At 58.8% G+C, this 15,422-nt stretch carries 15 protein-coding genes and 1 pseudogene; 12 read left to right on the top strand and 4 right to left on the bottom strand.

Annotated features, from left to right (window positions below):
• Positions 1 to 135 precede the first annotated feature (135 nt).
• The 3 genes from CHN51_RS17365 to CHN51_RS17355 all read left to right on the top strand — a co-directional run bounded on the left by CHN51_RS17365 (position 136) and on the right by CHN51_RS17355 (position 3,942).
• Positions 136 to 3,279: a YdbH domain-containing protein gene (locus tag CHN51_RS17365; RefSeq protein WP_100095138.1), complete on the top strand. Its 3,144-nt coding sequence runs from the start codon at positions 136 to 138 to the stop codon at positions 3,277 to 3,279.
• Positions 3,280 to 3,361: 82 nt separating this feature from the next.
• Positions 3,362 to 3,547 (top strand): YnbE family lipoprotein, encoded by a 186-nt coding sequence (locus CHN51_RS17360; protein WP_100095733.1) that lies wholly within the window; start codon positions 3,362 to 3,364, stop codon positions 3,545 to 3,547.
• 80 nt (positions 3,548 to 3,627) lie between these two features.
• Complete coding sequence (locus CHN51_RS17355) at positions 3,628 to 3,942, top strand: YdbL family protein (RefSeq protein WP_173202746.1); 315 nt, start codon at positions 3,628 to 3,630, stop codon at positions 3,940 to 3,942.
• A gap of 99 nt (positions 3,943 to 4,041) precedes the next feature.
• Here CHN51_RS17355 and CHN51_RS17350 read toward each other — a convergent pair whose 3' ends face one another.
• The 4 genes from CHN51_RS17350 to CHN51_RS17335 all read right to left on the bottom strand — a co-directional run bounded on the left by CHN51_RS17350 (position 4,042) and on the right by CHN51_RS17335 (position 7,555).
• On the bottom strand, positions 4,042 to 4,884 hold the full coding sequence (locus tag CHN51_RS17350) for an SDR family oxidoreductase (RefSeq protein WP_100095136.1): 843 nt from the start codon (positions 4,882 to 4,884) through the stop codon (positions 4,042 to 4,044).
• A gap of 27 nt (positions 4,885 to 4,911) precedes the next feature.
• Positions 4,912 to 5,724, bottom strand: coding sequence for an SDR family NAD(P)-dependent oxidoreductase (locus tag CHN51_RS17345; RefSeq protein ID WP_100095135.1), 813 nt, complete (start codon positions 5,722 to 5,724; stop codon positions 4,912 to 4,914).
• 36 nt (positions 5,725 to 5,760) lie between these two features.
• Entirely contained in the window at positions 5,761 to 6,540 is a 780-nt protein-coding gene (nfsB, locus tag CHN51_RS17340) for an oxygen-insensitive NAD(P)H nitroreductase (RefSeq protein ID WP_206169911.1), read from the bottom strand.
• A 100-nt stretch (positions 6,541 to 6,640) separates the two neighbouring features.
• Positions 6,641 to 7,555 (bottom strand): LysR family transcriptional regulator, encoded by a 915-nt coding sequence (locus CHN51_RS17335; protein ID WP_100095134.1) that lies wholly within the window; start codon positions 7,553 to 7,555, stop codon positions 6,641 to 6,643.
• A gap of 355 nt (positions 7,556 to 7,910) precedes the next feature.
• Between CHN51_RS17335 and CHN51_RS17330 the strand changes: the two genes are divergently transcribed.
• The 9 genes and pseudogenes from CHN51_RS17330 (at position 7,911) to recO (ending at position 15,411) form a co-directional block, all read left to right on the top strand.
• On the top strand, positions 7,911 to 8,261 hold the full coding sequence (locus CHN51_RS17330; protein WP_100095133.1) for an AtpZ/AtpI family protein: 351 nt from the start codon (positions 7,911 to 7,913) through the stop codon (positions 8,259 to 8,261).
• 45 nt (positions 8,262 to 8,306) lie between these two features.
• On the top strand, positions 8,307 to 9,059 hold the full coding sequence (locus tag CHN51_RS17325; protein WP_100095132.1) for a F0F1 ATP synthase subunit A: 753 nt from the start codon (positions 8,307 to 8,309) through the stop codon (positions 9,057 to 9,059).
• A 40-nt stretch (positions 9,060 to 9,099) separates the two neighbouring features.
• Positions 9,100 to 9,318: pseudogene (locus tag CHN51_RS17320) on the top strand (F0F1 ATP synthase subunit C); the annotation flags it as partial.
• 173 nt (positions 9,319 to 9,491) lie between these two features.
• On the top strand, positions 9,492 to 9,977 hold the full coding sequence (locus tag CHN51_RS17315; RefSeq protein WP_100095130.1) for an ATPase: 486 nt from the start codon (positions 9,492 to 9,494) through the stop codon (positions 9,975 to 9,977).
• Between the two features lie 23 nt (positions 9,978 to 10,000).
• Positions 10,001 to 10,528 (top strand): F0F1 ATP synthase subunit B, encoded by a 528-nt coding sequence (locus tag CHN51_RS17310; RefSeq protein ID WP_100095129.1) that lies wholly within the window; start codon positions 10,001 to 10,003, stop codon positions 10,526 to 10,528.
• A 136-nt stretch (positions 10,529 to 10,664) separates the two neighbouring features.
• Positions 10,665 to 12,602 (top strand): excinuclease ABC subunit UvrC, encoded by a 1,938-nt coding sequence (gene uvrC / locus CHN51_RS17305; RefSeq protein ID WP_100095128.1) that lies wholly within the window; start codon positions 10,665 to 10,667, stop codon positions 12,600 to 12,602.
• A 109-nt stretch (positions 12,603 to 12,711) separates the two neighbouring features.
• Positions 12,712 to 13,839 carry a hypothetical protein gene (locus CHN51_RS17300; protein ID WP_100095127.1) on the top strand — a complete coding sequence of 376 codons (1,128 nt, stop codon included), beginning with the start codon at positions 12,712 to 12,714 and terminating at the stop codon, positions 13,837 to 13,839.
• Between the two features lies 1 nt (position 13,840).
• On the top strand, positions 13,841 to 14,617 hold the full coding sequence (locus CHN51_RS17295) for an N-acetylmuramoyl-L-alanine amidase (RefSeq protein ID WP_100095126.1): 777 nt from the start codon (positions 13,841 to 13,843) through the stop codon (positions 14,615 to 14,617).
• Positions 14,618 to 14,676: 59 nt separating this feature from the next.
• Positions 14,677 to 15,411 carry a DNA repair protein RecO gene (gene recO / locus CHN51_RS17290; protein WP_100095125.1) on the top strand — a complete coding sequence of 245 codons (735 nt, stop codon included), beginning with the start codon at positions 14,677 to 14,679 and terminating at the stop codon, positions 15,409 to 15,411.
• Positions 15,412 to 15,422 lie beyond the last annotated feature (11 nt).

The following is a 15,422-nucleotide window of genomic DNA, read 5'->3' as shown; positions in this document are numbered from 1 at the left end:
CCAGAACAAATCAGGAACTTCGCCGATAAGCGGACGGCAGGCCGAAAATGTCCAATTTCCCGGCCGGCTGGAAAAACCGCGCGCGCCGACACTTGTACATTGCAACTTAAGGCAGACTTCTGCATTTCATCTGCGATGGAAGAAGAAATCGCCAATGACCCCGTCGGTCGCCGCTCCCGGTTTCGACTGTTCGGCGGGATATTGCTTGTTCTGATTCTGCTCGGCCTGATTGCCCTATGGGTCAGCCGAACGACGCTGGCCGACAATTTCGTCAAATCGCAGCTCGAACAGATGGACATTGCGGCCAGCTACGAGATCGAGGAAATCGGGTTGCGCAAACAGGTCATCCGCAATCTGGTCATCGGCGATCCGCAGCGGCCGGACCTGACCGCCGATCTGGTCGAGGTCGGCAACAGTCTGACTCTGGGCGGTGTCGGCATCAACTGGGTCAGCGCCAGCGGCGTCAAGCTGTTCGGGCGGGTGCAGGATGGCAAGATCAGCTTTGGCGAGATCGACAAATTTTCTGATCCGGAAGATGACAGCCCGCTCGCGCTGCCGGATATCTGGCTGGGGCTGAACGACGCGAAACTTCGGATCGACAGCGAATATGGTGCTATCGGGGTGGCGCTCAACGGGCAGGGCGAGTTGCACAATGGTTTCGCCGGAGAAATTGCGGCGATCGCCAGCCGGCTGGATGCCGGCGGCTGTTCCTTGCAGAAGCCGACCTTCTTTGGCGAAATTGCGATACGCGCGAAAAGGCCCCATTTGGAGGGGCCGTTGCGCCTGCCAGTCGTCGTTTGCGACGATCTTGATCTGGGCGCAGAAGATTTTGCCGCACGGCTCTCGGTCGATCTTGGTGTCGATCTGGCGAGCTGGTCCGGCGATGTCGGCCTGATAGGCGGCCCGCTCCGCTATGCCGACTTTAGCAGCCAGGAAATCAAGGCATCTGTGCGCTTCTCCGGAGATCTGGAACAGAGCAATGGCGAACTCGCTCTCACCGCGAGCGGATTGCAATCCCCTTATGGCAAGGCCGCCATTTCGCAGGTCGATGGGCCATTTTCATTAGGTTATGGCACAAAAACGCTGACCGCGAGCTTTGCCGGCCAACCGGAAATACGCGACGTCCAGATCGCGCGAAGCCTGTTGCGGCAGGCTGCCAGCCTGTCTTCGTCGGTTGCCGGGACGCCGGTTGGTCCGATCGCGGACCGGATCGCGAAAGCGGTCCAGCAGGCCGGAAACCGGTTTGACATCTCCAGCGATATCCAGTTTTCCAGAACGCTGGAGCGGACGACGCTTGCCTTGGACACCGCGGCGGCCCGCTCGCGTTCCGGCGCTTCGGTGAGCCTCACCGATCCCTTGCTGCTGGTGTTTACCGACAAGAATATCCGGATGCTGGCGGATGGACCCGTCCAGCTGGCCGGTGGCGGTTTCCCCAGTGCGAGACTGCTGCTCGACGATGGCAGCCTGTCGCGCGGATTTTCCGGTCGGCTGGAAATGGCCAATTATCAGGTCGGCTCGGCGCAGCTGAAAATTCCGGCTCTCGCCTTTTCCCCGACGCGGCACGGCGGCACCAATATCGATGGACGGATAATCCTGACCGGGCCGGTCGGCGACGGACAGCTTACTGGACTGCAGGTACCGGTTAGCGGCAATATCAGCCGAAATGGCGATTTCGCGCTGTTCCGCCAGTGTATCAACTTGCAATTTGCCAGTCTGCGCACTTCATCCCTGACCGCCGGCCCGACCAGCGCGCGCCTGTGCCCGCAGGGAAGCGCCATCGTGACCGGAAGCGGAGCCGGCGTGAATATCGCGGCCAATGCGCCGTCGCTCAAACTGGACGGTGCGGTTGGCAAGACACCGCTGGCCATCACCAGCGGAGCGCTGGGATTCTCGCTCGCTAAGGGCCTGACCGCGCAAGATGTCAGCGTCCGCTTGGGTGCGGATGACAGCATGACCCGCCTCGACATGGCTGTGCTGAGCGCCGCGTTCGGCAAGACGATCAACGGACGGATCGAAGGCGCGTCCGGCAAGGTTGCCAATGTGCCGTTGCTGATGGAGCAGATCGAAGGCGACTGGCGCTATGAAAATGGCCAATTTCTGGCCGACGCTAGCCTGCTGGTCCGCGACGAGCAGCCGGTGGAGCGATTCCGGCCCCTGATCAGCAACGACGTCAAGCTGGGCTTCGACGGCAATGATCTGACGGCCACCGGCTGGCTACGCGAACCGGAAACACTCACCGCCATCGCCGCAATCGATATTGCCCATCGGCTGAAAAGCAGTGAAGGCAGGGCGCTGATGGACGTCCAGTCGCTGATCTTCAACGACCGGCTACAGCCCGAACAGCTGACTCCGCTGACTCTGGGTGTGGTCGCCAATGTCCAGGGCGAAATTTCCGGTGCCGGCCGGATCGACTGGGATGCCTCCGAAAACGGGATAAAGAGTACCGGGGCTTTCCGCACGCATGGCCTGAACCTCGCGGCCGCTTTCGGTCCGGTCACCGGTCTCGCGGGCGAGATAGAATTTTCCGATCTGCTCGCCCTGGAAACGCGGCCGGGGCAGATTTTGAACCTGTCCGAGGTCAATCCCGGTGTCGCGGTGTTCAACGGGCAGATCCGCTATCGTCTGCTGCCCGATTTCAAATTGCAGGTAGAGGCAGGGGAATGGCCTTTCGCGGGCGGCAAGCTTTATCTCGAACCGACGATTCTTGATCTGAGCGAAGAAGCCGAGCGCCGTTTGCAGTTCACCGTCGAGGGCGTCGACGCCGGGCAATTCCTGACCCAGTTCGACTTCGAGAATATGACCGCGTCCGGCGTGTTTGACGGCAAGCTGCCGATGGTCTTCGATCAGGATGGTGGCCGGATTGTCGGCGGCTATCTGGTGGCGCGCGACGGGGGCGGTACGCTCGCTTATGTCGGGGAACTGACTTATGAAGATATGGGCACGATGGCCAATTTCGCCTTCAACGCGCTCAGGTCGATCAAATATCGCAATCTTACGATCGGGATGGACGGTGATATCGCGGGTGAAATTATCACCGAGGTCAAGTTTGACGGATTGCAGCAGGGCGATGGTGCGAGCCGCAATTTCATCACCAAGCAGCTCGCCCGCATTCCCATCCAGTTCAATGTGCGGATACAGGCGCCCTTCATGCAGCTGATGAGTAGCGCCAAATCCTATTATGAGCCGGAAATTCTGGTCGGGCAGAATTTGCCAGCCCTGTTGCGCGCGGAAGAAGCCCGGGCAAAGGCCGCCGTGAAAATTCTGGAAGACGATGAATAGTCCATTCAGCCGAGGGAAAGCGATGATGCTTTATCAGACAAGCCAATTGACGGATCGTTCATATGGTGCGATTCGTAGCAATATGAGGAATTTAACCACCATCGGTCTGATATTGGGAGCTGTGACCGGGCTGTCAGCCTGCGTGCAGGTAACTGCACCGGACAAGCCGATTGTCATCAATCTCAATATCAATATCAAACAGGAAGTGGTGTATCGCCTCGACGGTGATGCGAAAGACCTGATCAACGAGGAAGCGGATATTTTCTAATGTTTGAACAAGTAAAGAAAAACAAGGCCTTGGCCGTTATCGGCGGGCTCATTTTGACAGCTGTTGTTGCCGCGCCGGTTATGGCGCAGCGCGATCCGGCCTATGAAGCGGCCCGGTCGGCAGGTCTGATTGGCGAGAAACCGGACGGTTATCTCGGCTATGTTTCCTCGCCTACGCCTGCGATCAAGGCGCTGGTCGAGCAGATCAACATCAAGCGCAAGGCGGCCTATACCCGCAAGGCCCAGGAAACCAATTCGACGGTCGAGCAATTTGCCTTCACCTCGGGCTGCAACCTGATCATGCGGACAGCGCCTGGCGAAAAATACCAGACCCCGTCCGGTACCTGGAACACGCGCGATTCGAGCGATCCGGTTCGGGACTCCCGCTGCCTTTGAGCTGACGTTTACAAGAGAATTGAAAAAGAGGCGTGCTGGCGAGGCTGGCACGCCTCTTTTTTGTCTGACAATCTTGCACCGGATCGATGCAGAAAGGGACTAGCGTCGGAAAGACGCGAAATAATCATCCCAGCCTTGATGCGGCCGGCCCGCCGCTTTCGCGAATTCGCTTTCCGTCTCGAGCGCGCCCAGCCGGATTCCCTCATAGATACCGGCGATGATCGTACCCATGAATTCCCCGAGCGCAGCGATTCTTTCGGCCTGATAGTCCGAGACGCTCATCGCGCGATAGCGTAGATCGGTACCGAAGGCGCGGTTGAAATAGGCTGCCAGTTCCGTCTGGCTGATCGGCTCGCCGTGGAGCCGGTAAGTCCGGCCGTGATGGGTCGGCTCTGTCAACATGCTGGCATAGGCGAAAGCAAGCTCGTCGCGGGTGGTATAGCCGCATTTGCCGTCACCGGCACAATTGGCGATCTCGCCGCTCGCCTTGTAATTGTCCAGATAATCGACGTCCGGCTCGATATAGATGCCGTTGCGGCCGATTGCCCAGTCGAGACCGCTCGCGCGGATGTCTGCCTCGGTCTGGCGGTTGCTTTGCACGATCGGGGAAAAGGCGGTGCCGGTCTCGGCCCCCTGGATGCTGGTATAGACGATTTTCCGGACTCCATTGGCGCGTGCCGCTTCGATGACATTGCGATGCTGCCCGATCCGTTCATCGGGGGCGGCCATGCCGGAAACCAGCAGCAATGTGCCGATTCCGGCGAGCGATTTTTCCATTTGTTCGCGATCGGCATAGTCGCCGGGGCGGATTTCGACGCCGAGCCCGGCGGCTTTTTCCGGAGAGCGGGCCAGTCCGATGATAGGTTCGTCCGTAATTTGCGACAGGGCGCGGATGATGGCGCTGCCCAATTGTCCGGATGCTGCGGTTACGGCGATGGTCATGGCGTTCTTCTCTATTGCTGCTGAAATCTATCGGTTGGCCAGATTTTGCAAAGTTGCATCAAGCCCGCGCATCAACTGTTCGCATTTGCGCGGATCGAGCGCGTCCGGGTGAGGTCGGGCAAACTGGCCGCTGTCATTGTCGAAATAGAGACCAGCGGCATCGGCGAACTCGTTGGACAAGGCGGCACGGACCAGGATGTCGACGCCGATCCCGACATCATTGCCTTTGGACCCATAGGCCTCTCTCACCATTTTCGTGCCGAGGAACGAGCCCGGATTTACCGCGACAATCATCGGCCCGTCGGGCGCCAGCTCCTGCGCCAGACTACGCGACCACATGGTCAGAGCGAGCTTGCTCTGCCCGTATGCGGCGCTGTCGGACAGGCTCGCATTCCCGGCGAGCGCATCCAGGTCCACCGGTGACTGGGCCGCCGACGACAGGTTCACCACACGCGCGGACTTGTCCAATATGGGCAGAAGGCGGCGGGTCAGCAGATAGGGGGCGATGGTGTTGACGGCAAAGCGGATATCGAGGCCCGCCGCTGTCCGCGGATCGGGAACCGCGAAAACACCGGCATTGTTGATCAGCACATCGATCCGGTCGTGCCGCGCCATGACCGCCGCGGCCAAAGCTTCGACATCGGCCATGTCGGACAGATCGGCGACATAGGTCTCTACGGAACCGTGGCCCGCAATGGCTTCGAGTGTGGCCTTGGCGTCAGCCAGCTTGGCCGCATTGCGCCCGTGCAGCAGGATATTGTGCCCTGACTGGCTCAACGCCTTGGCGGTTTCGAGACCGATTCCGTCGGTTGAGCCGGTTATCAGTATCGTTTTCGTCATGGGATATCCTTCTGTTATCCAAAAATGCGGCAGCGCTCAGACTTCGGTCAATATGTCCGAGAGGGGCAGGCGCGATTTCGGCAATTTGGCATTATAGTCCGCTTCGTCGTCGCTGTAGCCGAGAGCGACTACGACGAGGCTGTTATAGCCTTGCTCGCGCAGGCCGAATTCCTCGTCCAGTGTCTTGGTGTCGATTCCTTCCATCGGGGTGGCGTCGATACCGAGCGTCGCAACGCCGAGCAGAAACTGGCCGATGTTCAGATAGACCTGCTTGTCCATCCAGTGCTGCACGTCCTTCATATCCTGCTTGTGGAGATTGACGAACAGGCTGCGGCCACCGTGCATCTGGGCGCGGAAGGTTTCGGGGTCGGCTTCGAACCGGCCGTCTTTTTCTTCCTGGTCGAGGACTTTCAGCAGAAAATCTTCCTCGATCGCGAGGCGGCTGGCGAAAACAACGACATGCGACGCGTTGCGGATGCCGGGGCTGTTGAACGGATAGAGCGTGTCGGTGGCCTTGGCGATCCGGTCCTTGCCTTCATCGGTCGATGCCAGAATGAATTTCCACGGCTGGGCGTTGGTGCTCGAGGGGCTGAAGCGCAAAAGATCGCGGATCTTCTCGACATATTCCGGGGCGATTTTGCGCTTCGGATCAAAGGCCTTCACCGTGTGCCGGTGCTTGGCAAAATAGGTGATATCGTGATCGGCGTTCAGTCCGGACGGGTTGCGGTCCCCATCGGCGGGAATGATGTGCTGCTCTTCTGACATATGATCGGCGGTGTCCGTCAATGAAATCTGGCTATCTGATAATTGGGTCATGATATTTGCTCCGTTGCTGTTGGGCACAACATAACAGTTCCGATTATCGGTTCTATCTCCTGATTTTGAAATAGATTATTTTGAATTTCAAAATAAAAGCTCAGGCCAGCCCGCCATAGCGCTGGCCATTTGTCTCGATGATCCGCCGCTGCATGAAATCGAGAAAGGCCTTTACCCGGGCCGGCATCACCCGGCCGGGTGGTCGCACGGCCCAGATGTTGGTTTCGCGGGTGACCTTATAGTCGGGCAGAACGTGGACCAGGCGACCCGACCGGATGTCGGGGCCGACATGCCAGAGCGCCGCCATGCCGATGCCGACTCCGGCGCGGACCAGCACGCTCATCGCTTCGCCGTGGTTGACCGTGACCGGGCCAGTGGCCGCTATGTCGTGAATTTTGCCGTCCGGTCCGGTCAGCTGCCAGTGGCGCATATTGCCGAGTGGTAGGCAGGCGTGATCGGCAAGGTCGGACGGTTTTTGCGGTCGTCCGGCGCGCTCCAGATAGGCTGGCGAGGCAACCAGCCATTCCGGATTGGCATCGATTTTCTGGGCCAGCAGGGAAGAAGGGGCGAGTTCGCCGATCCGGAACGCCAGTTCATAGCCCTGTTCGACAATATCAACTACTGCATCGGTCAGATTGAGGTCGAGCGTGACATCGGGATGCCGTTCGAGAAATTCCGAGAGAAAGGGCACGATATGCGCTCGCCCGAATGTTGCCGAGGCGGTGACCCTGAGCAGGCCGGATGCCGAATTTGTCGATTGGGACAGCACTTGCCGTGCCTCTTCGGCGGCGTCGAGGATGCGTTTGGCATGGTCGACGAAAACCTCGCCATCGGGCGTCAGTGATATCGAGCGGGTCGTCCGGTTGAGCAGCTTGACGCCGAGATCACTCTCGAGCGCCTGGATTCTCTGGGTCGCGTTGGTCGGCGAAAGATTGAATTCGGCGCCGGCTTTGCCGATCGCCCCGAGCGCTGCCACGCGCACGAACAGGTCGAGATTCTTCAGATCAAAAGTCACATATATTCCCCGGCTTTCGCATCATGCCAGCGCTAGCATATAGTGCCGCCGGAAAGGCGAGAAAACTGAATGGAGCCAGAAAAGGGATTCGCGCCCTGGCCATATTCCAGCGGATTGTCGGGGATGTGAACCGAAGGCGACGACCGGAAGAAAACGGTCAATCCGCCCGCTGCAGACTGGTTTTCCGGTCCGGATCGGACGAATATCCGGCCTTGAAAACAGCCAAGTTTCTGCGTCGCAGCATTGCTGTTGACTTGGGCACGTTGCTTTCCTAAACGGACCGCGCCTTGGCGGGTCGGCCTGCTGTTGTATATGGCTCTTTTTAGCGCTCTTTGGGGCATTTGAAGGGGTGATAATGGCAGCAAGCGAATCTGATCGGGATCCACTCGAAGAGGATGTGCGGGTTTCGTCGCTGGAAGAGCGACTGGAAACTGCACAAAGCAGAGAGCGGATCAAAGCAGGGCACCGGAACAAAGGGCCAGACGAAAGTCAGCGGCTCGGCGCAAGGGTGCTAAGCTATCTGATTGGAGGCGTGGCTGCCGGTTTTCTTCTCGGGTGGGCTTTTGACACCTGGTTGGGAACGACGCCATTGTTCCTGTTGCTGTTCTTCTTCCTCGGAGTGGGAGTGGCGTTCAGGAAAATTTATGTGATTTCGAGCCAGCCGGTGGATGACATCGGTACGGCGTTACCAGATGATGACGATTGACGATCAGGGGTTTGATTAGTGGCTACCGAAGGCAAAATTGATCCTATGCACCAATTTGAAGTGCAGCCCATCTTTGATGGCTTCACTCTATTCGGTCAGCAGATTGATTTCACTAACAGCGCGCTTTGGATGTTCGTCGTCCTTGTGCTGCTTTATGTTTTCATGATGGGCGGAATGAAGCGCGAGCTGGTTCCCGGCCGCTGGCAGGTCATGGTTGAGGGCGTTGTCGGATTCATCGACAATATCATCGCCAACAGCATCGGCCCCAATGGCAAGAAATATACGCCATGGGTCTTCACCCTGTTCATGTTCATCCTGTTTTCGAACCTGCTCGGCATGATGCCGTTCGGGATCATTCCGGGCATTCATCCGTTTACCATCACCAGCCAGTTCACCGTTACCGGCCTGCTCGCCGCGATCAGCTTCTCGATCGTGCTGATTGTCGGTTTCTGGAAGCACGGCTTCAAGTTTTTCAGTCTTTTCATTCCGCACGGTACGCCGGTGTGGATGATGCCGTTGATTTTCTCGGTAGAGCTTCTGTCCTTCCTCGTTCGTCCGTTCAGCCTCGCGCTGCGGTTGTTCGTTGCGATGATCGCCGGGCATATCCTGATCAAGGTGTTCGCAAGCTTCGTGGTCCAGGCCATCGATGCGGGCGGCGCCTCCTGGGGCATTGCGTTGCTGAGCATTCTCTTCATCGCATTTGTCAGCGCACTGGAACTTCTGGTATGCGCCATTCAGGCCTATGTTTTCGCTCTTCTGACATCTCTGTACATCAGCGATGCGGAAAATCTTCACTAAGTCACTTTCAATCCTAATTTTTCAATACGGAGTTTAAAAAATGGATCTCGCTTCTGCACAAGTAATCGGCGCTGGTATCGCTGCAATCGGTATCGGTGTTGCTGCATCCGGTGTTGGTAATGTTTTCGCATCCTTCCTCGAAGGCGCTCTGCGCAACCCATCTGCGGCTGACGGCCAGCAGGGACGTCTGTTCATCGGCTTTGCTGCTGCTGAATTGCTCGGCCTGATCGCCTTCGCTGTTGCCATGATGATTCTGTACGCTCCGCCAGCGGCTACGCCGGTTGAAGCTGTTGTTGTCGAAGCAGCTGCCGTTGAAGCGCCAGTAGCTGAAGAAGCACCGGTAGCTGAAGCAGCTGAATGATTTGACGGCGGGCCGGCAAGTCCGGCCCGCCCCAAAATCGCCTATTTGCGTCTCGAAACATCGGGTGAATAATGCCTCAAATTAGTCAGCTTATGGAAGTTTACGGCAGCCAGTTTTTCTGGTTGCTGATCGTCATTGGTATCATCTATTTTGGCATCGCCAAGAATATGGTGCCGAAGATCAGCAAGACCGTGGATGACCGTCAAAAGCGGATTTCCGACGACCTCGCTGCGGCGCAGGCCGGGCAGGACAAGGCCGAGCAGATCGAAGCCGATTATCGTGTGAGCATTAACAATGCTCGGGCTGATGCGGTTGGCAAGGTCAGCGATGCCAAAGCCAAGATCGCCAAGAAAAACGAGGCGGCGATCAAACGGGCCGACACCGCTATCGCGAAAAAGGCGGACGAAGCGGACGCGGCCCTGAAAGAGGCGCAAAGCAAAGCGCTGAAAGAAATTGAAGCCGTTGCGGCAGATGCCGCCCAGGCTATCGTCAAGACGGTATCGGGTGCCAAGGTTACGGCAACGGACGCAAAAAAGGCGGTCAAGGCGGCTTTCTGAGCGCCTGCTGAAGGAGATAGAATATGCTATTGACGATTTTGGCAGAAGGCGCAGGGGCTGTCGGCCCGCTGCAGGATCCGACATTCTGGGTTGCAGTTGGCGTTCTGATCGTATTTGCGATCATGTTGTGGACGAAGGTTCCCAAGATCGTCGGCGGCATGCTCGACAACAAGATTGCCGAGATCAAGAAGACCCTCGACGAAGCGGCCAATCTCCGCAAGGAAGCCGAGGCTCTGAAGGCCGAATATGAAGCCAAGACCGCTGGTGCGCAGGCAGAAGCCGAAGCGTTGATGGATAGTGCTGAAAAAGAAGCCGCGATCCTGGTCAAGCAGGCAGAGGTCGACACCAAGGCCCTGATCGCCCGCCGGAAGAAAATGGCAGAAGAAAAAATCGGTGCGGCGGAACGTTCGGCCATCGCCGAGGTTCGCGCCAAGGCAGCGACCGCAGCAACCCAGGCCGCCGAAGCCATGATTGCTGCGCGCCACGATGCCGCTGCGGACAAGGCTCTGGTAGACAAGGCCATTGGCGATATCGGCAAGACGCTGAACTAGGGCAAATCGCCGCCGTTCAGACGAAAACCCGGTTTTCGAAACTGATTTCACATCATTGCTCCGGTTTCCCGTTCTTGCGGGGATACCGGAGCGATTGATTCTGGCATTGCACTCCATGCACGCTTAGATAAGCTCCATGTCCAAAGCCGACCGTCCCGATCATCCCAATGCCGCGTCCCGATTTAACGAGGACAAGGCCACCTATGCGGTGCGCGGGGAAGGGGATACGCCCGATCTCGAAGCCGGGATGGCGGCGATCCGTGAGGTCCTGAATACGCTTCCCACACGGCCTGGTGTTTACCGGATGCAGGACCGGCGCGGCGACGTGCTCTATGTCGGCAAGGCGCGCTCGCTAAAGGCCCGCGTCGGTGCCTATGTCCAGATGAACCGGCTGCCGCAGCGCTTGATGCGGATGGTCGCGCAAACCCGATCGATGACCATTGTCACCACCGGCAGCGAAGCCGAGGCCTTGCTGCTCGAAGCGCAGCTGATCAAGAAATTCCGCCCGGCTTACAATGTCCTGTTGCGCGATGATAAGAGCTTTCCCTTCATCCTGTTGCGCGACGATCATGATTTTCCGCGGATCACCAAGCATCGCGGCGCGCAGCGGGCCAAGGGACAATATTTCGGGCCTTTCGCCAGCGCCGGATCGGTCAACCGGACGATCAACGCGCTGCAGAAGCTGTTCCTGCTCCGCAGCTGCACCGACAGTTTCTTCAACAACCGGTCGCGGCCCTGTCTGCTCTATCAGATCAAGCGTTGTTCGGCGCCGTGCGTCGACCGGGTCAGCAAGGAAGACTATGCCGAACTGGTCAAGGATGCGCGCGATTTTCTCTCCGGCAAATCTACCGAGGTGCAGCAAAAGCTGGGCGGGGCGATGGAGAAGGCTTCCGAGAGCCTCGATTTCGAAATGGCGGCGGTCTATCGTGATCGCCTGCGCGCGCTGACCTTCATCCAGGGCAGTCAGGCAATCAATGCCGCGGGCCTGCCCGATGCCGATATTTTTGCGCTGGCCGCCAAGGGATCGACCGTCTGCATCCAGGCGTTTTTCATCCGCGGTGGCCAGAATTGGGGCCACCGCAGCTTTTTCCCCGCGCACACGACCAATGTCGAGATAGAGGAAGTCTTCTCCAGCTTCCTGATGCAATTTTATGACCAGATGCCGCCGCCCAAGCTGGTGCTGCTCGACCGCGAATTGCCGGACGCGGAACTGCTGGCGGAAGCGCTAGGCACCAGGGCTGACTATAAGGTCAGCGTTTCGAAGCCGCAGCGCGGCGATCGGCGCAAATTGCTGGAACAGGCCAGCCGCAACGCGGAAGAAGCGCTGGACCGGCGCCTTGCGGAAACCTCGACCCAGGCCAAGATCATGCGCGAAATGGTGGACTTGCTGGAACTGGAGGCGGTGCCGGATCGCATCGAAATCTATGACAACAGCCATATCCAGGGCACCAATATGGTCGGCGGCATGGTCGTTGCCGGCCCCGAGGGTTTTCGCAAGAACGCCTATCGCAAGTTCAATATCAAAAATCCCGACATCGCGCCGGGCGACGATTTCGCCATGATGCGCGAAGTGCTCGAACGGCGTTTCTCCCGCGCTCAGAAGGAAGATCCTGACCGCGACAAGGGCGAGTGGCCCGATCTGGTGCTGATTGACGGGGGCAAGGGACAGATGAGTGCCGCGCGCCAGGCGCTGGCCGAAATCGGTGTGGAGGATGTCGTGATGATCGGCGTCTCGAAAGGCCCCGACCGCAATGCCGGACGGGAAACCTTCCATCTCCCCGACGGTCGCCAGATCAACCTGCCGATGAACAGTCCCGTGCTCTTCTATCTCCAGCGTCTGCGCGACGAGGCCCATCGCTTCGCTATCGGAGCGCACCGCACCAGACGGGCAAAGTCGGTCGGGCACAGTTCGCTGGATGATGTGCCCGGCATCGGTCCGGCCCGGAAAAAGGCGCTGCTGCTGCATTTCGGCACGGCACGTGCAGTGAAAAACGCCTCGCTCGACGATCTGCAGGGCGCGCCCGGGGTGTCGGCAACCGTAGCGCAGAAAATCTACGACTATTTCCACGGCTAAATTATTTCGCCGTTAAAAAATCGACCTTTCTGACGGACCGTGACGCCCGTCACGAGCCTCTTGCGGAGGCCATTCCTATCATCGGAGCCGAATAGACCCGGAGGTTTCCATGGCAGGTATGATGGTCGATGCAATCAAGGTTGGCGAGCTCGATTCCGCAGGCAATCCGGTTACCGCGGTTTACGCCAAGGTGTCCGGAATTTACGCGATTTATTGTGCTGGCGCGCATGTGATGGTGCATTTCGCCGACGCAGAAGATCTTGGCGTGGAGCAACGACTGTGTCTCGTGGCGGTCAATGACATGCGCGGAAAAATCGAAGAGCTGGTGTGCGATCTGCTGCGTCAGGGGGATGCCGAGGGGCAGAATATTGTCACCGATATTCGGCGGCATCTTGCCTTTGCACTGCAAATCGCCCTGCAGGGACAGAAGGAAATCGCGCTGCTTCGCCTGACCCGGCTGCACGCAAGGCTGGTCGATCAGAAAGATTCCTCGGCCCGTCTATATTATCTGCTCAGCACCTTCGTAATCCTACTGGCGGTGATCGCCCTGTCGTGGATTGCGACATCCCCCTTGTTCATCGACGATATCGACCGCAATGAGCCGATCTACCTGTTGTGGATCGCCTTTGCGGTGGGCGGCGTCGGCGCGTTTTTCTCGATTGCGATCGCCGTGCGCAGCCGCAAAATCCGTTCGGCAACCGTCTTGCGAGACAATCTTATCGACGGCGGGTTGCGGGTGCTGGTGGGCGCCATCTCAGCGGTCATATTGATCGATCTGGTCTTTCTGAAATATATGCAGCTCGATGTGGTCGGTGTGACATTCGATCGCGATCTGGGATGGCCTGAGGTGCTGGTGCTGGGCATTGTTGCAGGGTTTTTCGAACGCTTTGTTCCCGACATGCTGGGCCAGCTGAAGGGCAAAATGGAGAGCTCAGCAGAGACCAGTGCGCTCGCTGGTACGGCAGTTGCAGGTGGCGTTTCGCGCGATGAAAACTCGCCATATCGCGGCAATTTCCCTTTGCCGCCACCGAGTGGGTCAGCACCCGGAGCTGTCGGCGGTGCCAATCAAGCAGTCGAGGAGCAGGACGAAGTAGACGGGGAGTTTATCGACGGTTGTTGTGACCGACCGGTGAACTCCGGCCAGGAGGAGCCTGTGACCGATGACGTGGAACTGCCCACGGCCATCGGCGGCGTGGTGGAAGATATCGCAACCAAAGCCGACAACGGGGAGGATTGAAATGGCCTATCAACTGACATGGATGCCGCGTGTCCTCCGGCAGGCCGGCCTCAAGGTCGCCGAGACTCCCGGCTGGATCGATCACGGCCGTGGCAATATGCGGCAGGTTCGGGGTGTAATCTGTCATCATACGGCGGGTGCGCGGAACGGAAACATGCCGTCCCTCCGGGTGTTGGTGGACGGGCGGTCAGACCTGAAGGGGCCGCTATGCCATCTGGGGCTTGGCCGGGACGGGACCTATTATCTGATCGCCGCGGGCAGCGCGAACCACGCGGGTCACGGTCGCTGGAAAGGCTTTACCAATGGCGGCAGCGGTTTCATCGGGATCGAAGCGGAAAATGTCGGCGATCCGGCCCGTGAAAAATGGCCGGATGAGCAGATTGATGCCTATATCCGGGGTGTCGCGGCGCTGTTCGGCTATTTGAACCTGCCGCCCGAACGATGCTGTTCCCACCGCGAATGGGCGCTTCCCTCCGGCCGAAAGGTCGATCCCCACAGCATCGATATGGATGATTTCCGCCGCAATGTCGGCTTGGCCATCGATGGAAGATTTGCGGGGCGGCCGATGATCCCGGCCATGGACCAGGCGCAGCGTCCAACCTTGCGGCGTGGTGCGCGCGGCGTGTGGGTCGAGCAATTGCAGACCAAGCTGGAGCTGAAAGCGGACGGTATTTTCGGTCCGCTGACCGAAGCGGCGGTCCGTCAGTATCAGCGCGACCATGATCTGGTCGGCGATGGTATTGTCGGCCCGCTGACCTGGGCTGCTCTGAACCCCTGATTATCGGCAGAGCGCATATTGTTTTTCCGTACCGGGCCATTTTGGTCTACTGGGGAGACATGCAAATCCGCTGTAAAGAGGCCATTATCTGTTCGGTCCGCTCCCATGGCGAACATGGCGCAGTCGTCAGGGCGCTTACCGCGGAAAACGGCCTGATGTCCGGCTATGTGCGGGGGGCGCATTCGCGGACGATGCGACCGGTTCTGATCCCTTCCAATATCGTGCAGGCAGACTATCGGTCGCGGACCGAGGATCAGCTGGCGTCTATGACGGCGGAGCTGCAACTGAGCCGCGGTCCGTTTCTGGGCGAACCGCTGGCCAGCGCGGCGCTCGACTGGGTGACGGCGCTGACCGCCGCAATCCTGCCGGAAGAGCATAGCTATCCGCATCTCCATTCGGCTTTGTCCGCGCTGCTTGACGCGATCTGCGGCGCTCCGTCGGCCAAGGGCTGGGCGGTCGCCCTGGTGCGCTACGAACTGCTGCTGCTGTCGGAACTGGGCTTTGGCCTGACGCTGGACAAATGTGCGGTGACGGGCTCGCAGGAGGATCTGGTCTATATCAGCCCGAAGAGTGCCACGGCGGTCAGCGCTTTTGCGGGTCAGGAATATAAGGAGCGTCTGTTGCCGCTTCCGGCCTTTCTGAAGGAACCGGTCACACCTGAATGGGAGGATATATTTGACGGCCTGCGCGTCACCGGATTTTTCCTCAAACGCCATTTTTTCGATGACCGCCGCAAGGACGTGATGGCGGCACGGTCGGTATTGGTCGATCGGTTGAAAAGGGTGGTTGCCTAACCGCGCGTTTC

This window comes from Sphingorhabdus sp. YGSMI21 (assembly GCF_002776575.1).
Taxonomy (GTDB): domain Bacteria; phylum Pseudomonadota; class Alphaproteobacteria; order Sphingomonadales; family Sphingomonadaceae; genus Parasphingorhabdus.
This window is presented reverse-complemented; position numbering and strand designations above follow the sequence as displayed.